Below are 21,793 nucleotides of genomic sequence, written 5' to 3'. Positions count from 1 at the left end.
TAGACGCGACCTGCCTTTCGTACATCTTCAACCGTAACTTCAGATAACAGACCAGACTTTACCTTCCTCTTTAGAAGCTTCTTCTAGATTGCGTCTTCTTGAAAAGACATTCTAATATAGAAAAACTCCTGCAGCACCTCCCAGTACACCTATGACAGTTAATAAAGGATACTACCCGAAAGCACTGTCTAATGACGTTCCAATCCTATAACCGTTATAAACTGATTGGAAAAAGCAATCCATAACTTGAAATGGAAGTTTGGCATTTTCATCAATGAATTCCAAAAGGAATTCCGTTTCGAGGTTCTGTTTTGATACAGTTTCATAAAAATCCCTCCTCCCTAATTACGAGGGATGCCATTCTTTAAAGAAAGGCTGTGTTAAATCAGTACCTGTTTGAAAGCGGAAACAACCTGTTCAAATCTCTTAATATTGTTTAGATGCTGTCGATAAAATAAGTGTCGCAATAGCATTTGGAGCAGGGCAGAAGAATGGGAATTATTCGCCGAGCCTGCGGTGATTAAAATTTCTTATTTCCTGCCTCTATTAGATTAAATCCAGGATAATTATGGAATGTTGAGTGGGTATATATTCACTGTACTAGTATAAAAGTCTGGGAAAATATTCATAAAATAAGCCGATCTTAACTGCTATTACTGTATAATAATGATAAATAGACCGGAAAAATTTCTTAAGAAACGAGGGGCAGGATGGATATTCCCCGCATATACATTTTCGATTTTAATAACGTAGCCTTAACTGTTGTCTTTTCAATAATCACTAGCATGATCGCTGTTGAATTCAGCAGGCAAGTCAAAAGGCAAACAGACAGAAAAAGACGTAATATGGTCTTTTATTCGTTACTGCTGGCATTGACATTTTGGCTAACTCATTTATTCGTGATTATCTCTGCTGGCGTGCCTTTTTCTACAAGTAATTTTTATTTGTATTTTATTTTATTTTTTGGCATTTGTGGTATCGGATCATACGCTGCCCTGCATTTGGCACAAAGGGATATTGCGAACACTTCACAATATATTTTCACTAGTGTGTTGATAGGGACAAGCATCATTGTCGCGGACTACGGGGCTTTCTCAATTATTTTTAAAGATGCTATTGATGTCCAACCTGTGCTGCTTGCTTTTTCGTATTTGTTCATTTTAGTAACAGCTTTTTCGTTACTTAGGTTTTTAATGCAAATCACAAATGAGGATATATACGAGTTTGTGAGAAAGTATAAATATACTGGCTGTGTGTTTGGAGGAATGGCGTTGGCTGGTATTCCCTATATTTTGCTGACTTCAATTGTTGCGGCACCAGAGGGGGCAGGAAAATACGCATTTATAGCTCCTTTCATTTTTATGGCGGCAGCGAACTTGTTATTTATGCTCGTTCCAGACATATTTGGAGAAAGGTTGATCATGAAAAATGTCCAGTCACATTTATCGTTGTTCAACCACAATCCCGATGCCGTCTTTAGGGTTGACCTAAAAGGCAATATTCTTAATGTCAATAAAGAAGCAGCTGAACTGACTGGATATTCAGCCAGTGAGTTGGCCGGGCTTCATTTTATCCAGTTGATTGACCGTAGTGAAGAAGAGAAGATGATTAAAGAATATTTTATGAAGGTCCTGAGCGGAGAAACAAAAGTGATTGAAACATCGCTTAAGAAAGGGGATCTTACGTCTGCAAATGTGAGAATCACAGCTGTAAGAATCATAGTAAAAGATAAGGTCGTTGGCGTTTTCGGGATCGTAAGGGATATTACCGAAAAGAAAAGGGCAGACAAGCTTATCGAATATCTTGCATACCATGACGAACTCACCAATTTGCCCAATCGGCGCAATTTAGAAAAGGTAATGTCAGGGCTATTTATCAAGGGTGAAAACTTTGCGTTAATTTATCTTGATTTTGACCGTTTTAAAAGAATTAATGATACATTCGGCCATTCTTTTGGCGATAAAATTTTAATGGAAATTGGGAAGAAGCTTACGGAAGTCATTCCTGAAAACTGTTTGATCGCAAGGATTGGCGGAGATGAATTTGCCATCCTTGCTCCTGGACCTTGCAAACCAGAGGTAATTGCCTCAAATGTTGTAAAAGCGTTCCAGTCACCGATATTTGCCGAGGGAATGGAGTTTCTTATTACAGCAAGCATTGGAATCTCAAGTTTTCCTGGTGATGCCAATGATCTTGAATTAATTTTGAAATATGCCGATATGGCGATGTATAAAGCGAAGGAAAATGGGTCAAATCATTTCCAGTTTTTTGATAAGAGCATGATTGACCAAAGCTTGAACAAATTTGAACTCGAAAACGACCTGCGGAATGCAATCAATAATAATGTACTGACCGTTTTCTACCAGCCCAAATATAACGCATCGACCAATGAGATTACCGGTGCGGAAGCGCTGGCAAGGTGGAAGCATCACCTCCATGGAATGATTCCTCCAGGCGTTTTCATTCCGATCGCAGAAGAGGCCAATTTAATTGTCCCTCTGGAAAGGCTGATTATCCGGCAAGTGTTCGAACAGCTTGTAAAGTGGAGAGAACTGGGATATGAAGTGCCCCGGACTTCGATCAACATATCAATCATTCATTTTTATCAGGAAGATTTTGTTACATTCATGGAGCAAGCCCTTAAGGAGTTTAACCTCAAGGGAGATATGATCGAAATTGAAGTAACTGAAAGCATCATGATTAAGAAAGAAGACAGCATTAATGCCCAGCTCCAGGCTCTAAGGCGGATTGGCATTGAAGTAAGTATTGATGACTTCGGAACAGGGTACAGCTCATTAAGTTACTTGAGTAAACTCTCTGTTGATCGCTTGAAAATTGATCAAAGCTTTATTTCGGATTCACAGGAGAACCGGGAGATCATCTCAACAATCGTATCAATGGCGAATAATCTGAAGCTGAAGGTAATTGCAGAGGGAGTCGAAACCAAATCGCAGATTGATTTGCTGAAGTCGCTTGGCTGCCTTGAGGTTCAGGGATATTTCTATTCACCTCCGCTGCCGTCAACAAAATATGAAGCAATGATGAATAAATCCCCACAGCTTCATGTAATTGATTGAGCTGGCTTTGACTGAGTGTTTTGATTATGTTACTATACCTATTATGAAAAGTCCTCTAGGGTTCCGCAGCTTGCTGGCCTGGTCCGAGAGAGGGCGCACAGGAATACCTGTGTACACGGAGGGATAAAAACCCGGGAGATATCCACAGATATCTCCCGGGTTTTTTTATTAGAAAGGAGAAATGTACATGGCTTGGGTGTTTTTAATCATCGCAGGTGTTTTTGAGGTCGTTTGGGCAATCGGCTTAAAATATACAGAGGGATTCACTAAGGTGTTCCCTACGGTAATTACCTTGCTGGGAATGGCAATAAGCTTTTATTTTTTGTCGATGGCTGTTAAAACACTGCCCATCGGTACTGCATATGCTATTTGGACGGGAATTGGGGCTGCCGGGGCAGTAATTCTTGGGATTGTACTGTTTGGAGAACCAAAAAGTATGTTAAGACTTATGTTTGTGGCATTCATTTTAATAGGAATTATCGGGCTAAAAGCAACATCCGGAAGCAACTAGAGGGAAAATGGAGTTCAATTAATTTCTCCAGGAGGAATGCTGAAAAGTTATTGATGACGATTGATCTACAGTGACGTTCATTTATGTCTAAAATTCAAACAAAGCCCTTGATTGTTCCCAGTTTTGTAACATATCGATGTGTCTTATGGTGATAAAATGTTCTTAAGTCAATATAAAGGGGACATGAACAATGACAACGGAAGGGAATATTTCTGAGATCTTTAATCTCTTAAAGGGTATAGAACATTCGATTGATTCATTGAATAAAAGAGCTGAAGGAATTGAAAAAAGACTTGAACGGCTTGAAAAAATGGATAGCATTGAACATCGTGTCACATCGAACCAGATTGATATCACAGACATAAAAGATGCGCTTGAGCGTATGGAAGAAATGCATAGCGCCAAGATAGAAAATGCACTGCAGGAACTTTTGGCAAAGGCCGAAGTGAAAAATAACGCAGAATTCAGCACGATTCATAAGCGTCTCGATTCTCATCTGCTTAAGTTAGGCAGGGTGGAGGAAGAAATTTTAATAGTACAACAAGATAAATGCTAAATGATTGAAGCAATAATATTTTAGAGGGACTGCTTTTGGGCAGTCTCTTTGTTTTTTTTCATCTAGTGATATCAATCAAGAAATCCTGTTCTTACCTTGAAACTTAAATGATACCCAACACAAAATATTCATAAATAGTCTAAACCTTTATTTATATGCATTTCAAGGTTCAGTTAGGTGGCCTCGGTCAGTCGTTCACAGAATAGTTGCCTTTGCAAGATTGGGACGCATCTCTTTAGCGTTATGATTAGGGTGTAATCCTACATTTTCCTTTTATAGGCAGTTTAGTAGAGTATCAATTCTACCCGAGGTGATTCAAATGAAGTACGACTTAGTATTGCTTCATGCCCCTAGTGTTTATGATTTTCGTAAGAACGCTCTGCTGGCTGGGCCAATCAGCGATGTTGTTCCATCCTCACCCGTTTTTGAAATGTATCCCATTGGGTTGACGAGCATTGCGGATTATCTTGAGCGGAAAGGCTTGCGTGTGAAAATTATCAATATCGCAAACCGGATGCTGATGGATGGGAATTTTGATGTGGAAAAGAAGCTGAAAAAACTCAGGACGAGGGCTTTTGGCATCGATTTGCACTGGCTGCCCCATGCTCACGGAAGTATTGAACTAGCCAAAATAGTTAAAAAGTTGCATCCTGATACCCCAGTGATTTTTGGCGGGCTGTCTGCAACCTATTACCATAAAGATTTGATTGAATATCCTTTTATTGATTTTGTTATGAGAGGGGATTCAACAGAAAAATTAATGCTCCTACTGATCAACAGCCTGAAAAATGGCACTCACCAGCTTGGTGGCATTCCCAACCTAACCTGGAAGAATGATGGAAAGCCTGTATATAATCCTTTAAGCCATGTACCTGACAGTTTGGATGAGTTCGATATCCCAGGTTATCGATACACAATTAAGTCGGTTTTTAAATATAAGAACTTTCTTGATCCACTTCCATATAAAGGTTGGCTTCAATATCCAAATACAGCGATTTTGACCGCAAAGGGCTGTACGCAGGGATGCCTGATTTGCGGCGGCTCCAAACAATCGTATAAGGATAACTGCAATCGGAAAGTTCTTGCTAAGCGTGCACCGGAGAAGCTTGTAGAAGATATTCTTTTCATCCAGCGCTTTAGCAGGGCACCTATTTTTATCCTGCATGATATCCGCCAGGCTGGAAAGGAATATGTCGACGAGTTCTTTGAGCGTTTAGGGAAACTCAAACTTAAGAATGAACTGGTTTTTGAGTTATTCCAATATGCGAACGAGGAATTCTTTGAGAAGATTGAGAAGGTTGTACCTAAATATAGCATAGAACTCACGCTAGAAACACATGATGAAAAAATCCGCCGCTTCAATGGCAAATTTAATTGTACGAATGCCAAGGTTATTGAAACCCTACAATCAGCTTTGAAGCATAGATGCAAAAAAATTGATATCTTTTTCATGGTCGGCATTCCCCATCAGGTTTACGAAAGTACGCTCAGTAATGTTGATTTTTGCGAAAAGATTCACATCGCGTGCGGACAGGATTCAAGGCTTTCCTATTTTGTCGCACCTCTAGCACCCTTCCTTGATCCGGCAAGCCCGGCATTCGAAAATCCCGAGAAATATGGATACAAGAAATTTTGCCACACTTTTGAAGATCATCGAAAAGCAATCACCCAGCCATCCTGGAAATACATGCTCAGCTTTGAAACAGATTATATGAGCAGAGATGAAATCGTCAACTCAACTTATGAGTCAGCCAAAAAACTGAATGTTTCAAACTTAAGTATGAATTAGTTGATCAAAAGACACATGATGAGGTCCATGAGAAAATCATCAAGTCACTAGAATATATAGAAAAAATTGATGGAATTGTCCTTCTTCCTGAGCGCGAAAAGGAACAGCAGCTTGCATTGCTGAGCAAAGAGATGGAGGAAGTAAATAAGTACAGCATTTGCGGCAAGCATGAACTGAAATGGGAAGTCAAAAAACACTATGCAAATATCTTCTCGCTGACATCCATCGGAATCGAGCTATTGATCGAAGACATTTATATAAATATAAAGCAGCGCTTAACTGCATACAACAGGAAGATAGAAGAAGCAAGTAAAAACAGGCCATGAGAGAAAAGAATAGGCAGATGATATTACAAAAGAGACCCACCTGAGATTTCTCAATGGGTGTTTGTTTTGTGTCAGTACTTGGTGAATGTAGAAATTAAATGTTTAAAGATAGCTGTAATGTGAAAAATGTAAAAGAACATTTAACTCGTATATAAATAAATCAAAAAAGCAGGTGAATGAATGGCTTCAGTTGTTGAATTTTTTAAGAGAGGCAATAAATCATCCGGTATTGCGGCACTCGGAAATACATTTCTTGCGGTTGTGAAAGGAGTAGCGGCAGGTGTGAGCGGAAGTGGAACGATGCTTGCTACGACTCTACACTCAGTCGCAGACGCACTGAACCAATTCTTTGTTTTTATCGGAAGTTCGATTTCTGAAAAAGAGGCAACAAAACGTTTCCCAATGGGATTTGGACGAGTCGTGAACTTATTCGTGCTTATTGCCGTAATCATCATTTCAATAATGGCATACGAGACCATTATAAAAGGATGGGAGCTGATCCAGCACCCGAAAGCCTCGACCAATCTCTGGCTTAATGTTGCGATAATGGGTTTGGCGGTGCTTGTGGATGGGTCAATTCTCTTAAAGGCAATGAAGGAAATTGCACATGAAACGCGGACAGAAGCAAACGGAACCGGGCTGATAGCGAATGCCTTTAAGAATGTCAATCGCGCAGCACCGCCGACAAGGCTGGTGTTTTACGAAGATTTGATTGCTACGTTTGGAGCGCTGCTGGCTTTAGCATCTATCGTACTAGCGGATGTTACAGGCTATTACTTTCTTGATGGAATAGGGACATTGCTGATTGGGCTTCTGCTGGTAGGCATCGCTTTAAAGATTGGTTATGAGAATACAATCGGCCTAATAGGTGTAGCTGCCCCACAGGATTTGGAGGACAGAATTGCAAAAACCATCCTTTCAGACACGGATGTAGTCGATATCAACAAATTAAGGATTATCCAGGAAGGCAGACAATATCACGTAGAAAGCTATCTGGAGCTTCGTAAAGGTCTTACCCTTGCAGATGCAGATGATATTAAATTCAGGGTTAGGGATAAGGTCCTGGCCGATCCGGATGTGGATGATGTGGTGATGGGTATTATCGAAGCAGACGATGTCCAAACCTGGAAGCTTGAGAATTAGGAACCAAAACAAAAACCCGGCAGAGATATTCTGCCGGGTTTCGTTATGATAACACTTCCGTCTTATTCAGCAAAAAATTTTCTGCTGGTTTTTCCGATTCCTGCTGCTTTGTTACTTCGATATATTTAATGTGATGCTCTTCCATCTCAATGATTTTGAAGAGGTAAGGGCTGCAGCCGACAATGTCACCCTGTTTCACTTCATAATTCTCAGTAAGCATCCAGCCGCCGATCGTATCGACATCCTCATCATTTATATCAAGGCCAAGAAGGTCATTAACCTCGCCAACAAGCATCTTGGCATCAATGATATAATGGCTTTCCTTGATCTTGCGGATCATTGGAATCTCATCCATGTCAAACTCATCGCGGATTTCACCGACAATTTCTTCTAGAATATCCTCAACAGTTACAAGTCCGGAAGTACCACCATACTCATCCATTAAAATGGCCATATGAATTCGTTCTTTTTGCATTTTGACAAGCAAATCATGGATTGGAATGCTGTCAATAACCCTGATGATTGGACGAATATATGAATCTAGCGTTTTTTTGGCACGGCCTTCTTCATCAATCAAGTCTGTCATTACTTCTTTTATATTGACTAATCCAACGATATGGTCCTTGTCTCCATCAATGATTGGATAGCGTGTGAATTTTTCTTCCTTTACAACCTGAAGGAAAGTCTCCAGCGTGTCTTCTTTTGACAGAGAGATAATTTCCGTCCGGGGTACCATGATTTCTTTGGCGATCCGGTTGTCGAATTCGAAGATTTTGTTTACATACTTAAACTCTGACTGGTTGATTTCACCACTTTTTAAGCTCTCAGAAAGGATGATGCGAAGTTCCTCTTCAGAATGTGCCAATTCATGCTCTGAAACAGGCTTTAATCCAACAAGGCCGGTAGCCAGTCGTGCAGATCCGTTCAATGCCCAGATGAAAGGGTACATTATTTTGTAGAACAAGATCAGTGGACGAGCTGTATTAAGTGATACCCACTCTGCTTTTTGAATCGCTAACGTTTTCGGGGCCAATTCTCCGACTACCACATGCAAAAATGTGATAATGGCAAACGATATACCTACTGCCAAAACATGGCTAAATGATTCTGGAATATCTAGACTGTGAAATACTGGGCGAAGCATCGAAGCAATCGTCGGTTCACCAAGCCAGCCTATTCCTAGAGCGGTAACTGTAATTCCAAGCTGGCAAGCGGATAAATACTCATCCAGATTTGAAATTACCTTTTTTGCAGCTATGGCCTTTTTGTTGCCTTCCTCGATTAATTGATCAATTCTGGAACTTCTCACTTTAACAATCGCAAATTCTGATACGACGAAAAATGCCGTTAAAGCAATTAAAATGGCTATCATAACCAAGTTAAATATGTCCAAATAAATTCCCTTAACCCGCAATTTACGGGTAAGGAGTCACCTCCTGATAATCTGAAAATTAAGCCTGTAAAACAAGCTCTATTTTTAATGAATTGATTAATTTGTTCAAGATTTATAACGGCCCATTCCGTGCGGCTGTGACAGCCAGGGCCCTTGATCCTGTTATGCTGTTGCTTCCGCGCTTATGGCTGTTACATTCTTGATACGATAGATTGCCCCATCATACCACCTCAGCTTTTTAAATTTAAAATTAATTATACCATATTGAGATAAGGTAAAGGTGAAAATTAATACGTTTGATAATAATGTATGAAACTTTCACATAAAGTATGAAGTTTACGGTTAATTATATTAGAAAATTCAGATTTTTACAAATTGAATAAATTGCAGATTTCGCAGAAATTTTCCCAATGGTAAAAATATCCTATTTAACAGGAAATTAACATTTAGTATTTGTAACTTATTAAAATATTCAGTAAAATCTAAGGAAGGAGGCTGTATATGAGTATTCTTGTGTCTAGTTTGGAAAATAAATTAAATAAACTTGCAAAACCTAATGAAAATATCTGGGTCGAACCAGCAATGGATTTTATTTGCAAGCGTACACCGGAGGGTATTATTAAGTATGTTTCTCCTTCTGTTGCAACCATGCTTGGATACGATCCTTCCGAACTAATCGGCAGAGTATATACGCTTTTTGTCCATGCTGATGATTACAAAAGAATCTCGAGTATTGCCATGCCTGAAGGTGAGGGAATTTGCTGCCTAACATATCGCATAAAGCGGAAAGACGGAGTGTATATTTGGGTGAATTCACAAATATCTGTAATCAGGCACCCTGAAACGAATAAACCTTTCGAATTATTTTCTGTAACAAGTGATGTTTCTGCCAAAATTAAAGCAGAGCATTTTATTCTTGAGTATGAAAAACTGAATGTTGTTGGTCAGCTTGCAGCCGGAATCGCACATGAAATAAAAAATCCTTTGACAAGCTTGAAGGGTTTTATCCAGCTCATGAAGGCTGAAACTAAAATGAACCATAGCTATTTAGCAATCATGGAAGAGGAGATAAAAAGGATCGAGGTGGTTTCAAAAGAATTAATGATGATGGCTAAACCACATAAATCCGATTTTAGTTCATTTGATTTAAATTGTCTGGCTGATCATGCAATCACCTTGCTAATGGCTGAAGCAGCGAAAAAATGTGTCGAGATTACAAAGCGCTCAAATCTTAGTGATGCCATGCTTCTTTGTGATGGGGACAAAATGAAACAGGTATTTATAAATTTACTGATGAACGCAATTGATGCCATGGATTCACCTGGTGCGATTATCGTTGAATTAACAAAAGTGGAGGATACAATTCTTATTTCGATTACCGATAATGGGAAGGGCATTCAGCCTGAGCATTTGGACAAGCTCGGCAAGCCGTTTTTTACAACAAAAGAGAATGGAAACGGGCTTGGATTGATGATCTGCTATAAAATCGCTGAAGAACATGGCGGGAAGATTACGGTAGATTCCAATTGCAAAGGGACAACTTTCATTCTGCATCTGCCTGTGACTTAATTTCATCTGAAAGTGAGTATGCGTTTAACTGGCATCACCGGATTGATCTGCCCATTTTTTGCTGCCACTCCCTTGATAAAAGTCCATATACAATCAAATCATGAAACCCCCCATTTAGGTACTCGCCATCACGTATAATCCCCTCCTTTATAAACCCCAACTTTTCGGGGATTGCCTGGCTTTTATAATTGGTTCTTCCGCACCGTACCTCAATCCGGTTAAGACCCAGCTCTAAAAAGCCATAGCTGAGGACTGCCTGGATTGCTCTTGTTATGATTCCCTTTCCCTGCATTTTTTCTATAAGGTAATACCCAATGCTTGCCTGTGAGTTAAACCAGTCTACACCGTGCAGGCTAATGCTTCCTGCAAGGATTCCTCTGTGCCTGATGGCTAAATGAAAGCCGCTTTTCTCATGAAATTGTTTTTTCCACAACTTGATAATTGTATAAAATTGTTCAGCAGAAAGCATATTGTCTACCCATGGAAGCCAAGTCCGCATATACTCTCTGTTTGAATCAACCAGCCAAAAAAGCTCGTCGGCTTGGTATTCCTGGAAGACGTGTAACTTAATTTCACCATCTACTATTAAAGAAAACATTTCACTGCCCTCCTTTTCGTACAATCCACCATTTTACCAACGGGTGTTTAATCCTGTTCATTCAGGGAATAAACCCTTACATAGTTTTTTACACTTTTTTATCTGGGAGGAAGAATATGAAGCTAACAACAAAGATATTAATCGGTCTAGGTCTAGGTGCTCTGACCGGATTAATTCTCAACATCTTTTCACCAGAGCTGTTCTCAGTTTTGGATAAATTTTTATTTACGCCGCTAGGCAAGATTTTCATAAATTTGATCAGCATGCTTGTTGTGCCGATTGTCTTATTCTCAATCATTTTGGGAACAGCTGGGTTAGGGGATCCTAAAAAACTCGGCAGAATTGGTTTGAAAACAGTCACTTACTTTCTTGTCACGACAGCGATTGCGATTGTAATTGGTATTTCCTTGTCTTACCTTATTAAGCCTGGATTGATGGGTGAGTTTGATACAAGTGGAGCTGAATTTAAAGCAGAAAAAGCTCCATCAGTCAGTGAGACCTTCTTAAATCTTATTCCGACAAATCCGTTTGAAGCATTAACTACTGGAAATATGCTTCAAGTAATTGTGTTTGCTTTATTTATCGGGATTGCGTTAACTGCGCTTGGCAATAAAACAAAAGGAGTTTTGAATCTTATAGAGCAAGGTAATGACATTATGATGTATTTAGTCAGCCTTGTGATGAAGTTTGCACCATTTGGTACATTTGGCTTGATTGCGACGGCAATTGGCAGCCAAGGGATCGGTGCAATTAAAGCGATGGGCGTATATATGCTAGTCGTGCTACTCGCTTTAATTATCCATGCTCTTTTAACTTATGGATCAAGTGTATATTTCCTTGCGCGTAAAAACCCTTTCTGGTTCTTCAAAGGTTTCTCTCCAGCAATGGGTGTAGCTTTCAGTACCTCAAGCAGTAATGCTACCTTGCCAGTTTCGATGGAAACGGCTCAAAAGAATCTTCGTGTTCCAGAATCAGTCAGCAGTTTCGTACAGCCGTTGGGTGCGACGATTAATATGGATGGCACGGCAATCATGCAGGGGGTTGCAACAATCTTTATTGCTCAGGTGTATGGAGTAGACCTAACACTTGCTGAACTTGGAACAGTTGTAATAACAGCGGTCCTTGCAAGCATTGGTACTGCGGGTGTCCCAGGAGTAGGGTTGATCATGCTTGCAATGGTTCTGCAGTCTGTCGGATTGCCTGTTGAGGGTATTGGGTTGATTCTCGGTATTGACCGTCTGCTTGATATGGCGCGTACAGCTGTCAACATTACAGGTGACGCAGCATGTGCAGTCATTGTGGCTGAATCAGAAAAGAAGCATGCAGTAAAGAGTGAAAAACTTAGAGTGAAAAGGATGAATGAAAAACGTTCATTAGAATATACAGAATAATACGATGACCTAAAAAGCCCGTTCCTTTTTTATAAAGGACGGGCTTTTATTGAGGTTGTGATCAAGGTTATTTTTGTTTGGAACCTCTTTAGCAGAAGTCACACTTCACTTTCATTTATGCTTTTATAAGATTATTAGCTTTCATTACCGGTGAGTGGCAGCAAAATAATAAATGATGTTTTTTCAGGTTCTGATGAACATGCAAGAATCCCTTTATGCTTTTCAATAATTTCCCTGCAGACGAAAAGACCCAAGCCGGTTCCAAGGGTTTTTGTTGTTACAAAAGGTTCGAATATCGTCTTCAGTAAATTGTCAGGAATTACAGGCCCGTTATTGGCAATCTCTAATTTTATATGAGTGTCATTCACAAAAAATCCCTTGATTTCAATCTTTGGATCCTCACGGTATTGGCTTAAAACATCAATGGCGTTAAAGATAATGTTGATGAGTACCTGTCTGATTTCATCCGCATAACCGAATAATTCCATGTCATCTGCGACATTCTTTACAATCCTGACATTTGTATCTAAGATGCTTGGATAAAGGAAATTTAATACTTCATCGATCATCTTGTTCAAGGAGAATAGATTTTTCTCTTTACCAATCAGTTCTTTTTTCGATAAAAGTAGAAATTGGGAAATGCGGAAATTCAATTGTTCTAATTCACTGGAGATAATATCCAGATACTTCATTTCGGGATGGTCTGATTTTAAAAGCTGGATAAATCCCTGAATCGAAGTTAATGGGTTTCGGAATTCATGAATAAAACTCGAGGTCATTTGTCCAAGCAAGGTCAATCTGTCCTTATGTGTTGAATCAATGAATTCGTTTTTTTCCTCGATGATTTTATTTTTTTGTTCATTATAATAGGATACTGCGTAATAAAGAAAAGTATCAAAACAGTAGTTGATTCTATTAATAGTGCCTTGAAGTTCCTCCCATTCCACATTCAGTTTGTGCAAATGCTTGTAAATGACAGAACGCCCGGAGTTCACGTTATATACAAAATCTCCAATATTGATATCAGAGCGTACTCGTTCCTCTCCTACGGTAAAGGCTATTTTTTGAAGATGTTCATCAAGCTCTTCATTCGTTTTTGTAAAGACCGCGATGATAATTGCGTACATATCTTCGGCATTCTTATTTATTTTTTGTTTATATGGATCGTCTTCAGATACGATTAAATTTTCATTCCATTCGGCAATCAGATTTTCTTTTTCACTAGTCAGGAAGCTAAGCAATCGGTTTTGTGTTATTGGCAGCATTTTTTTAAGTCCCCCAGTTTAACTTTTCCGTTTCTAAAACATTCGTTGAAAAATCGTAAATCCCTTTGTCGAATAATAAGAAGATGCGGAGAAACGCGTCGAACAGGCAAAAATGTGACAAAAGACCGAGTTTTTTATCATATGAAAGGAATTTTTGTCTATATAGATATTCGACATTACCGCGCTAATTTACCTGGTTTAACTGAATTTTACTAAGGCTCTGTTGTAGTTCAATGTTAATTATAAGCACCTGTTGATTGGAGCGGAGGGCACTCGACTCCTGCGGGATCAGCGGCCAAGGTGAGACCTAGGTTGAAATGATCCGTCAGAAGGACCATTTAACCCCGCAGGAGCAAAGCGACGAGGAGGCTCACCTGACGCCCCTAGAAGAATTTGTCCTTGAAAAAGCTGGCTCTTGAGCTTTTTCATACTTCTTCCGCGGAAAGCGAGTGCCAGGAGCGGAAATCAACAGACAAGTTTAACAGAGCCTTTAATAAAAAGATTTTACTTGTTATTAACAATGAGAAATAGTATATTCATAGGTGAGAAATTAAATATGACCACAAGGGGAGCTGCAAATTGCAGCTGAGAGTGAGCGCCCGAGTTCTTACCCTTTGAACCTGTTAGTTAATGCTAGCGTAGGAATGTGGATGCGATAGGAAAGCAATCATGGGAATCCTATATCGATCCCCTGATTGCTTTTTTTGTTTCTGAAGCAGAAAAGGCGTGTTGGAAACGGACCTCATTCTGAAAAGAAGGAGGAACAATGATGAAACAAAAACAAACTTTATTTTTAGTGGAAGTTGCAGTATTTTCCGCTCTGGCTTATTTGCTGGATTTATTTTCAGGATTTTTATTTTCAAGGATTTGGCCACAAGGCGGATCGGTATCAATTGCGATGGTACCTGTTTTCCTAATGGCATTCCGCTGGGGAGTTAAGGGTGGAGTTCTTACAGGCTTTTTATTTGGACTTTTACAATTTATTCTTGGAATGTCACAAATTTATCATCCGGTACAGGGAATACTTGATTATCTCGTTGCCTTTGCTTTGTTGGGATTGGCAGGAATATTCGCATCCCAAGTAAAAGCCAGCATGCAAGAGGGGAACAAGAAAAAATGGATGGCTCTTGTCATAGCAGGTACCTTTATTGGCAGTGCGCTTCGTTTTATTTCACATTTTCTTTCCGGATGGATTTTCTTCGGAAGCTATGCACCTGAAGGACAGTCAGCATGGCTATATTCCTTTATTTATAATGGCACTTATATGCTCCCAAGCATGATTTTAAGTGCGATTGTCGTCATTCTTGTTATTAGCGCAGCACCGTCAAGAATGGTTCAATTTGCAAATGTAAGTAAAAAAACAATGTAAAAAGTGAGGAGAGCTGAAAAGCTCTTCTTTTTGTATTTATTTATATACCAATTAGGGTATATAATCATTTTGGGACGAAATTTAACAGCTTTAAAAAATATTGTCAATCATGTGGAGATTTTATTAAAAACATCAATTAAATTTCTATTTGTGATTTATGTCACAGTTGTAATTCTTTCATATTGATTAAATAAAGATAATCATTCTCAATTAAATGTTATTTATTATTCCACTGGAACAAAATTAAATAATAAAGAGAATCATTCTCAATTATATTATTATTAAACTTTCAATCTACAAAAAAAGGTGATGGCGATGCTGGGAAAACTTAAGGCTGGAGAAAAGGGCCGGATCTTGAATATTGCTGGTGCTGACAAATTTGTCAGGAGAAGATTACTGGATTTAGGAATTGCGGAGGGTGCTGAAGTATGCGTGAAGTGCATCCTTCCCTTTGGCGGTCCAGTGATGGTCGAGTCCTGCGGCCAATGCATCGGAATCCGCAGGAAAGAAGCACATAGAATCGAAGTGGAGCGAGTATGATGAACATTGCGCTCATTGGGAATCCCAATACAGGCAAAACTTCACTATTTAATAATTTAACAGGTTCATATGAATATGTTGGCAATTGGAGCGGTGTAACCGTTGAGAAAAAAATAGGTATATTTAAAAATAGCAAAGATCAGCTGATTGATCTTCCAGGTGTCTACACACTTAATCCACTCTCGAAGGATGAAGGAGTCGTCACGAATTTTTTTCTGAACGAGCCGATTCAAAAATTGCTTAATATCCTTGATGCTTCTCAGTTAAGACGAAATCTCCACCTAACCCTCCAGCTTATGGAATATGGCGCTCCTGTCATTATTGGGTTGAATATGCTGGATGTCGCTAAAAACCGCGGCATAAAAATTGATATTGATAAACTTTCTGAAGCACTGGGTGTGACAGTAGCTCCAGTAGTGGCAAGGACTGGCAAAGGCTGCGATGAGCTCGCTGAAATGGTGACAGGTAAATTTGTCCGAAGCGGAAAGGCAAACCTCGTATACTATGGAAAAGCCATCGAGGATGGAATCCTTAAGATGGGTACCATGTTGGACGGACGGACAAATCTTCCCGTACGCTGGCTGGCACTTCAGCTGTTCGAAGGTAACCCGTATGTGAAAAGTTATCTGGAAAATGATCTGGCTTTGGAAGGGTTAGATACCCTTATCGAATCTGTTGCAGCCTCCCATGCAAGAATTTCAGGTGACAGGCAAGCACTTGACCAGGTCATTTATCGAAAACGAAGTGAAACAATAGATAATATTGTTTCATCATCAAGCTCAAAAACTGATCATCAAAAAGTTCCGTTAACCGAGAAGGTTGATATGGTTGTAACGAATAAATTTCTGGGGATTCCTATCTTCTTATTCTTGATGTATGTCATGTTCATGCTTACCTTTGATTGGCTGGGTTTCCCGCTGTCAGATGCATTGGATGCACTTTTATCAGGCCCAGTAACATCAGGAATCACAGCTGCACTAGCTGCGGCGGGCGCTGCGCCTTTCATCAAGGACCTTATTCTTGATGGTATTGTTGCGGGTGTAGGAGGAGTACTTGTATTTGTCCCGCAAATCTTCATTTTATTTTTCTTTATATCGCTGCTTGAAGACTCAGGGTATATGGCCCGTGTAGCTCTTGTTATGGACCGTTTGATGGAATCTGTGGGGTTGAATGGAAAAGCGTTTATCCCTATGATGATAGGATTTGGCTGCAATGTACCTGGAATTATGGCAGCAAGGACAATCGAGACGCCAAAGGAGAGATTGATGACGATTCTTTTGACGCCATTGATGTCCTGTTCAGCCCGCTTGCCTGTATATGCCTTATTCGTGGGGGCATTTTTCGTAGAGCAAAAGGCATTGGTTGTATTAAGTTTGTATGTGTTAGGTGTCGTGGTCGCTCTTGTCCTCGCTAAGGTGTTCTCAAAGACGCTGTTAAAGGGTGAAACGTCTGTGTTTGTCATCGAATTGCCGCCTTACCGCCTGCCCCAGGCACGTGCGCTTTGGAGAAGCACTTGGGATAAGGGGAAAGGTTTTGTGAAAAAGGCTGGTACATTCATCTTTGCAGGCTCTGTGCTTATCTGGCTGCTGGCCTATGCAGGTCCTGATGGCTTGAATGTCAGCATGGATGGCAGCTACTTGGCCGCAATAGGAAGCATTTTTGCACCACTATTTGCACCAATCGGCTTTGGAACCTGGCAAGCAAGCGCGTCCTTGATTACAGGCTTCCTTGCAAAAGAATCGATCATTTCGACAATGAATATCATTTATTTCGTTCCAGATGAAGCAAGCTTGCAGGGCTTGCTGGCTGTCCATTATACTCCGCTGGCAGCATACAGTTTTATGGTCTTCATCCTGCTTTACATTCCTTGCCTTGCAACAACAGCTACCATTTACAAGGAAACTGGTTCGAAGCAATGGACAGCCTTTTCAATCGGCTATGCACTCTTTATCGCTTATCTATTATCATTGGCCATTTACCAAGGCGGCAAGCTAATAGGACTTAGCTAAGAAGGGGGAAACATTAGTGTTAGTGAACATTATTATCGGTGGTGCAATTTTCGGTTACGCCGGCTGGGCCTTCTACCGCTTCATCCAAAAATCTAAAGAAGGCAAATGTGCCGCATGCTCAATTCAAAGTTCATGCACCAGCAATTGTAGCGTCGTACCGGAAAAAAAAGCAAAATAATCAATCAGGAATGCGTATCAACGCATTCCTTTTTTATCGGAATTGTTAATGCATAATCTGGTTATTCACGAAGGGCAAGGAGCGTAAATATACAGACAAGTTCAACACAGCTTTTAGAAAAGTAACACCCTTTACAAGCCCCTGAAATTAAAACCATTAAGGGTATAACAGGTTCAAAAAAAATACTTTTCAATTTCAGTTAAAAGTATTTTGAAATTCAACAAATCAAGTGTAATATTACACTAAAAGAACATGAGGGAATGAAGCTGATGACGAGAGATGAAATCATCGATAGGGTTTCTGAAAAAGTAAGGGTGCTTCGAGCGGAAGTTGGCTATACCCAGGATAAAATGGCTGAAATCATTGGCCTTTCTAAAAAAACACTAGTCCAAATTGAAAAGGGAAGGGCTCAGGCTGGCTGGTCTACAGTTGTGACTATTTGCGCATTGTTCCGTGAGACAGAGACAATCCAGTTTTTATTTGGCAATGAACCATTAGAAGTTCTGGAAACTATTGCTCATGAGGGCACAGATTACCGGAAGGAAAAAACACTTGGCGGTAAAGTTTGGTGGCGGGAAGTTGAACGGGCTGGCGGTTTTGTTATGCAGCAAAATATAATCAGCCAGCATTTTAGAATTTTGGATCAAGATGATTTCCGTATTTTCAGCAGTTTTGAGGAACTGGAAACGAAAGAACGGCTGATGGAACTTTCTTCAGAACTTAAATGAAAATGGTGAAAAAAGCCGGATGACTACCCACCCGGCTTTTTAGTATAAGTTATTTTGCGATCATTACATTGCAAGGTGCATTATTGGCAACCTTCTGGGTGACGCCGCCTAGCAGCTTGCGTTTAAGTCCTCCGCTGCCTGACTGGCCGATGATGACCAAATCAGCATTTACCTCATTAGCATAGTCACAGATGCTATCAGCTGGATTTCCTTCAAGAACCGAATAGTTTGTATCTATATTTAGTGAATTAAGCTCTGCTTTAGCATTGTTAAAAGCTTGTTCGGAGCTATTGGTAATAATGGCATGCTCTGATTTATCAATAGAACCCTGCTCAAACGCAAGAGGCGGAACCTGAATGCCGTCTGCCGGAAAATTGTTGATAGGCAGAGGTTCAATTGGCCGTTGGGCAGACTGAACCGTTTCCGTTCTCATTCTCTCCTCAAAAACATGGGCAATAAATAATTGAACTCCCGAGAACTTTCCCGTCAGTTCCTTTGCCAGTTGCAAAGCTTTTTTGCTGCCAGGGGAATCATCATACGCGAGCAGTACTCTCTTTATTTCTGCCATATCAATCACCCTCCAAAGATTTTTAGCTTCTTCCTATTTAATACCCCTTTTAAAAGAAAAAACTCATGCAGCCTAAATTGACTAATTGACCCTCAAAAACTCTCACAAGCTGGCGAAATTTGTAATAAAAGATTTGTTGCTCTCAATTACAAAAGAAATAGGAAAGAGGAGTGGCAGGAATGGTTTTTGATACACAAAAGTCCATCCATCCGACTATTCGTAAATGTCTCCAGCATCTTGATATCATCAAAGCGGATGATAAGACGAAACAACTCGTTTATATGTATATGGAAACGCTCCTTAGAGAACGTGACAGCGAATTGGCTGTGCAGCAGATAATCGAAGAAGTACAGCAGATTCAGACCCAATAGGAAACCAATCGATCTATATGATCGATTGGTTTTTTTTATGTTCTTTTAAATGCCACGATTAATAACTGCTACAGTTCGAGAAAAATCTATTCCCTGAAGGGCCAGTTAGCCTTTGATATTACAAACCCTCAAAAAAAATATCCTCATTATGTCTTTTTTCGCTGATATTAGGCAATATGTGTTAATTCCTTTTAAAAATGGGTAAAAGATAGTGTCATATTTCTAAACTATTTTTAAAAGGTTGGGGTGCTCAGTGAGCAAAAATTCAATAGCAACACGTTTTCTTAGAGGCTGGAAACGACTACATATGAATCAGGTGCTAGTTTTGTCCGTTTCGACAGCTGTTTTGGCTTTTTTAAGCTTTTTTCATGTTTTTTCAGAGGGTGCTGATATCAGTGCCTTAAATGATGACTTGGCTCAGCCTACGATCATCTATGATGCAAATGGAGAAGTGGCAAGTAAGATCTCGGCATTAAAAAATGAAGGGATTAAGATTGAAGAGGTTCCTGACCATGTAAAAAATGCTGTAGTCGCAATTGAGGATCACCGCTTTTATGAGCATGATGGAGTAGACCTTGTTGGTATTTCAAGAGCTTTTGTCAAAAATGTAAAAGCTGGTTCCGTTGTGGAAGGCGGCAGTACGATCACTCAGCAGTTAACAAAAAATGCTTTATTGTCTACCGAAAAGACGTATAAACGAAAGCTTGAGGAGTTTTTCCTTGCGAGGGAAATTGAGAAGCAATATTCAAAAGATGAAATCATGCAAATGTACTTAAACCGCATTTATTTTGGAAATGGTTCATGGGGAATAAAGCGAGCAGCAATGGGTTATTTCGGTAAAGATGTAAAGGACTTAAGCATCAGCGAAGCAGCCACGATTGCAGGTTTAATCAAGGCCCCATCGTCTCTGGACCCTTATAAAAACTATGATAAGGCGATGGAAAGAAGAGATGTGGTGCTTCAGATGATGAAGACCAATGGATTTATAACCGACGATGAGTACAAGAATGCAGTGGCCGAGAAGGTTGTGCTGAACGAAGATGGCGGAGATCCGCTGCGCGGCCAATATCCATATTACTTAGATCACGTCATCGATGAAGCAATTTCGAAATACGGTCTTACACAGGAGGAAATTTTAACTGGGGGGCTACAAATATATACTGAGCTGGATGTAACAATGCAATCAGCTGTAGAAGCTACTTATGCAAAGGATGAAATTTTCCCTAAAGGGACTGATAACCAAATCGTCCAAAGCGGCGCTACTTTAATCGATCCTAAATCAGGTGGTATCCGTGCCCTGGTTGGCGGCCGAGGTGAACATGTATTCCGTGGATACAATCGAGCAACTCAATTAAAAGCTCAGCCTGGTTCGGCAATGAAACCGCTGGCTGTATATGCCCCGGCAATTGAAGAAGGCTGGGATGTAACGGATATGCTTAAAGATGAAGAATTAGATTTACAAGATTATAAACCTGAAAACTATAATGGTGAATATAAAGGCGAAGTGCCAATGTATGAAGCATTAAAGGATTCACTGAACGTTCCTGCAGTATGGCTGTTGAATGAAATTGGCATCGTTAAAGGAATGGAGTCGGTTAAAAAGTTTGGCATCACCCTTGATCCACAAAAGGACCGTCAGCTTGGACTCGCGCTGGGCGGACTATCTACTGGTGTCTCACCAGTAGATATGGCAGAAGCCTATTCACCATTTGCAAATTCAGGTGAACGACATGAGGCGCATGCCATTACGAAAATAACTGATAAAGAAGGCAATACAATCGCTGAATGGAAAGGAAAGAAAAGTCAGGCGATCTCTAAAGAGACAGCCCAGAAAATGACGACAATGCTGTTAGGAGTCGTCGAAGAAGGAACTGGTAAAGGCGCACAAATTCCTGGCCGTGAATTAGCAGGGAAAACAGGTTCTACGCAAGTACCTATTGAGGGCATAAATGGTACAAAGGATCAATGGTTTGTTGGTTATACACCACAGCTTGTAGGAGCTGTATGGGTTGGGTATGACAAAACCGATAAAGATCATTTCTTAACCACGACAAGCAGTGAAGGAGCAGCGCTTGTTTTCAAGGACTTTATGTCTGAGGCTTTAAAAGATACCGAGGCAGTCTCATTCAATGTCCCTGACATTTCAAAGTATATAGAGGAACAGAAAAAAGCGAAGCGCGCAAAAACAGTAAAAGAACTTGAAGAGAGAATGAAGCAAGAATCTGAAAAGCTAAAGAAGCAATGGGAACAAGCGAAAGAAAAGATAAAAGGAAAGAAAGAAGATAAGTCTGAAACTGAAGATCAGAAAAAAGAAACAACCACTGACACCACCCAGACTGGAGGGAGTGAAGGTGGAGACGATAGTGGCAATACAGGTGGAACTGGAGGAACTGGCGACACAGGCGGAGATAC

Annotated in this window: 20 protein-coding genes and 2 riboswitches; of the genes, 15 read left to right on the top strand and 5 right to left on the bottom strand. The window is 40.1% G+C overall.

Features of this window, described 5'->3' with window-relative positions; all coding sequences use genetic code 11:
• Positions 1-188: 188 nt before the first annotated feature.
• Entirely contained in the window at positions 189-326 is a 138-nt protein-coding gene (locus tag V7654_RS09815; RefSeq protein ID WP_335430160.1) for a hypothetical protein, read from the bottom strand.
• A 384-nt stretch (positions 327-710) separates the two neighbouring features.
• Between V7654_RS09815 and V7654_RS09810 the strand changes: the two genes are divergently transcribed.
• From V7654_RS09810 to V7654_RS09785, 6 genes are all read left to right on the top strand, one after another.
• The gene (locus tag V7654_RS09810) at positions 711-3,077 is read left to right on the top strand and encodes an EAL domain-containing protein (protein WP_335430159.1); all 2,367 of its coding nucleotides are present in this window, start codon (positions 711-713) and stop codon (positions 3,075-3,077) included.
• 44 nt (positions 3,078-3,121) lie between these two features.
• Positions 3,122-3,217: riboswitch (guanidine-I (ykkC/yxkD leader) on the top strand.
• 47 nt (positions 3,218-3,264) lie between these two features.
• The gene (sugE, locus tag V7654_RS09805) at positions 3,265-3,588 is read left to right on the top strand and encodes a quaternary ammonium compound efflux SMR transporter SugE (RefSeq protein ID WP_335430158.1); all 324 of its coding nucleotides are present in this window, start codon (positions 3,265-3,267) and stop codon (positions 3,586-3,588) included.
• A 190-nt stretch (positions 3,589-3,778) separates the two neighbouring features.
• Positions 3,779-4,144, top strand: coding sequence for a hypothetical protein (locus V7654_RS09800; RefSeq protein WP_335430157.1), 366 nt, complete (start codon positions 3,779-3,781; stop codon positions 4,142-4,144).
• 319 nt (positions 4,145-4,463) lie between these two features.
• Positions 4,464-5,933, top strand: a complete 1,470-nt coding sequence (locus V7654_RS09795; protein WP_335430156.1) for a TIGR04190 family B12-binding domain/radical SAM domain protein — start codon at positions 4,464-4,466, stop codon at positions 5,931-5,933.
• 131 nt (positions 5,934-6,064) lie between these two features.
• On the top strand, positions 6,065-6,259 hold the full coding sequence (locus tag V7654_RS09790) for a hypothetical protein (RefSeq protein ID WP_335430155.1): 195 nt from the start codon (positions 6,065-6,067) through the stop codon (positions 6,257-6,259).
• 180 nt (positions 6,260-6,439) lie between these two features.
• Positions 6,440-7,402 carry a cation diffusion facilitator family transporter gene (locus V7654_RS09785; protein ID WP_335430154.1) on the top strand — a complete coding sequence of 321 codons (963 nt, stop codon included), beginning with the start codon at positions 6,440-6,442 and terminating at the stop codon, positions 7,400-7,402.
• A 43-nt stretch (positions 7,403-7,445) separates the two neighbouring features.
• On the opposite strand, the gene V7654_RS09780 is transcribed toward V7654_RS09785, so the two are convergent.
• Entirely contained in the window at positions 7,446-8,795 is a 1,350-nt protein-coding gene (locus V7654_RS09780) for a hemolysin family protein (protein ID WP_438825278.1), read from the bottom strand.
• A 501-nt stretch (positions 8,796-9,296) separates the two neighbouring features.
• Between V7654_RS09780 and V7654_RS09775 the strand changes: the two genes are divergently transcribed.
• Complete coding sequence (locus V7654_RS09775; RefSeq protein WP_335430152.1) at positions 9,297-10,364, top strand: ATP-binding protein; 1,068 nt, start codon at positions 9,297-9,299, stop codon at positions 10,362-10,364.
• 34 nt (positions 10,365-10,398) lie between these two features.
• Here V7654_RS09775 and V7654_RS09770 read toward each other — a convergent pair whose 3' ends face one another.
• Positions 10,399-10,962 (bottom strand): GNAT family N-acetyltransferase, encoded by a 564-nt coding sequence (locus tag V7654_RS09770; RefSeq protein WP_335430151.1) that lies wholly within the window; start codon positions 10,960-10,962, stop codon positions 10,399-10,401.
• 116 nt (positions 10,963-11,078) lie between these two features.
• Here V7654_RS09770 and V7654_RS09765 point away from each other — a divergent pair, with 116 nt between their 5' ends.
• Positions 11,079-12,353 (top strand): dicarboxylate/amino acid:cation symporter, encoded by a 1,275-nt coding sequence (locus tag V7654_RS09765; protein ID WP_335430150.1) that lies wholly within the window; start codon positions 11,079-11,081, stop codon positions 12,351-12,353.
• Between the two features lie 134 nt (positions 12,354-12,487).
• On the opposite strand, the gene V7654_RS09760 is transcribed toward V7654_RS09765, so the two are convergent.
• Complete coding sequence (locus tag V7654_RS09760) at positions 12,488-13,618, bottom strand: histidine kinase N-terminal domain-containing protein (RefSeq protein WP_335430149.1); 1,131 nt, start codon at positions 13,616-13,618, stop codon at positions 12,488-12,490.
• 555 nt (positions 13,619-14,173) lie between these two features.
• Positions 14,174-14,280: riboswitch (TPP riboswitch) on the top strand.
• 107 nt (positions 14,281-14,387) lie between these two features.
• Here V7654_RS09760 and thiT point away from each other — a divergent pair.
• The 5 genes from thiT to V7654_RS09735 all read left to right on the top strand — a co-directional run bounded on the left by thiT (position 14,388) and on the right by V7654_RS09735 (position 18,442).
• The gene (gene thiT / locus V7654_RS09755) at positions 14,388-14,987 is read left to right on the top strand and encodes an energy-coupled thiamine transporter ThiT (RefSeq protein WP_335430148.1); all 600 of its coding nucleotides are present in this window, start codon (positions 14,388-14,390) and stop codon (positions 14,985-14,987) included.
• Positions 14,988-15,302: 315 nt separating this feature from the next.
• Positions 15,303-15,527, top strand: a complete 225-nt coding sequence (locus V7654_RS09750; RefSeq protein WP_335430147.1) for a FeoA family protein — start codon at positions 15,303-15,305, stop codon at positions 15,525-15,527.
• A complete protein-coding gene (feoB, locus tag V7654_RS09745; protein WP_335430146.1) occupies positions 15,527-17,536 on the top strand; it encodes a ferrous iron transport protein B in 2,010 nt (669 codons plus the stop codon). The genes V7654_RS09750 and feoB overlap by 1 nt, the downstream gene beginning before the upstream one ends.
• 16 nt (positions 17,537-17,552) lie before the next feature.
• On the top strand, positions 17,553-17,714 hold the full coding sequence (locus V7654_RS09740) for a FeoB-associated Cys-rich membrane protein (RefSeq protein WP_335430145.1): 162 nt from the start codon (positions 17,553-17,555) through the stop codon (positions 17,712-17,714).
• A gap of 269 nt (positions 17,715-17,983) precedes the next feature.
• On the top strand, positions 17,984-18,442 hold the full coding sequence (locus V7654_RS09735) for a helix-turn-helix transcriptional regulator (protein ID WP_335430144.1): 459 nt from the start codon (positions 17,984-17,986) through the stop codon (positions 18,440-18,442).
• 49 nt (positions 18,443-18,491) lie between these two features.
• On the opposite strand, the gene V7654_RS09730 is transcribed toward V7654_RS09735, so the two are convergent.
• Positions 18,492-19,010 (bottom strand): universal stress protein, encoded by a 519-nt coding sequence (locus V7654_RS09730; RefSeq protein ID WP_335430143.1) that lies wholly within the window; start codon positions 19,008-19,010, stop codon positions 18,492-18,494.
• Positions 19,011-19,189: 179 nt separating this feature from the next.
• Between V7654_RS09730 and V7654_RS09725 the strand changes: the two genes are divergently transcribed.
• Together V7654_RS09725 and V7654_RS09720 are read left to right on the top strand one after the other, a co-directional pair.
• Entirely contained in the window at positions 19,190-19,381 is a 192-nt protein-coding gene (locus tag V7654_RS09725) for a hypothetical protein (protein WP_335430142.1), read from the top strand.
• Between the two features lie 307 nt (positions 19,382-19,688).
• Positions 19,689-21,793 (top strand): transglycosylase domain-containing protein (locus tag V7654_RS09720; protein ID WP_335430141.1); only part of this gene is annotated, 2,105 nt, incomplete at its 3' end.

Origin of the sequence: Bacillus sp. JJ1609, from assembly GCF_036967045.1 — a bacterium.
Classification (GTDB): domain Bacteria; phylum Bacillota; class Bacilli; order Bacillales; family Cytobacillaceae; genus Mesobacillus.
Note: the sequence above shows the minus strand (reverse complement) of the source record. Positions and strands in the feature narration are given on the sequence as shown.

What these genes read in the sequence shown, in the direction of transcription:
- V7654_RS09815 (WP_335430160.1), bottom strand. Translation starts at nt 326, where the DNA reads ATGAAACTGTATCAAAACAGAACCTCGAAACGGAATTCCTTTTGGAAT.
- V7654_RS09810 (WP_335430159.1), top strand. Translation starts at nt 711, where the DNA reads ATGGATATTCCCCGCATATACATTTTCGATTTTAATAACGTAGCCTTA.
- sugE (WP_335430158.1), top strand. Translation starts at nt 3,265, where the DNA reads ATGGCTTGGGTGTTTTTAATCATCGCAGGTGTTTTTGAGGTCGTTTGG.
- V7654_RS09800 (WP_335430157.1), top strand. Translation starts at nt 3,779, where the DNA reads ATGACAACGGAAGGGAATATTTCTGAGATCTTTAATCTCTTAAAGGGT.
- V7654_RS09795 (WP_335430156.1), top strand. Translation starts at nt 4,464, where the DNA reads ATGAAGTACGACTTAGTATTGCTTCATGCCCCTAGTGTTTATGATTTT.
- V7654_RS09790 (WP_335430155.1), top strand. Translation starts at nt 6,065, where the DNA reads ATGGAGGAAGTAAATAAGTACAGCATTTGCGGCAAGCATGAACTGAAA.
- V7654_RS09785 (WP_335430154.1), top strand. Translation starts at nt 6,440, where the DNA reads ATGGCTTCAGTTGTTGAATTTTTTAAGAGAGGCAATAAATCATCCGGT.
- V7654_RS09775 (WP_335430152.1), top strand. Translation starts at nt 9,297, where the DNA reads ATGAGTATTCTTGTGTCTAGTTTGGAAAATAAATTAAATAAACTTGCA.
- V7654_RS09770 (WP_335430151.1), bottom strand. Translation starts at nt 10,962, where the DNA reads ATGTTTTCTTTAATAGTAGATGGTGAAATTAAGTTACACGTCTTCCAG.
- V7654_RS09765 (WP_335430150.1), top strand. Translation starts at nt 11,079, where the DNA reads ATGAAGCTAACAACAAAGATATTAATCGGTCTAGGTCTAGGTGCTCTG.
- V7654_RS09760 (WP_335430149.1), bottom strand. Translation starts at nt 13,618, where the DNA reads ATGCTGCCAATAACACAAAACCGATTGCTTAGCTTCCTGACTAGTGAA.
- thiT (WP_335430148.1), top strand. Translation starts at nt 14,388, where the DNA reads ATGAAACAAAAACAAACTTTATTTTTAGTGGAAGTTGCAGTATTTTCC.
- V7654_RS09750 (WP_335430147.1), top strand. Translation starts at nt 15,303, where the DNA reads ATGCTGGGAAAACTTAAGGCTGGAGAAAAGGGCCGGATCTTGAATATT.
- feoB (WP_335430146.1), top strand. Translation starts at nt 15,527, where the DNA reads ATGAACATTGCGCTCATTGGGAATCCCAATACAGGCAAAACTTCACTA.
- V7654_RS09735 (WP_335430144.1), top strand. Translation starts at nt 17,984, where the DNA reads ATGACGAGAGATGAAATCATCGATAGGGTTTCTGAAAAAGTAAGGGTG.
- V7654_RS09730 (WP_335430143.1), bottom strand. Translation starts at nt 19,010, where the DNA reads ATGGCAGAAATAAAGAGAGTACTGCTCGCGTATGATGATTCCCCTGGC.
- V7654_RS09725 (WP_335430142.1), top strand. Translation starts at nt 19,190, where the DNA reads ATGGTTTTTGATACACAAAAGTCCATCCATCCGACTATTCGTAAATGT.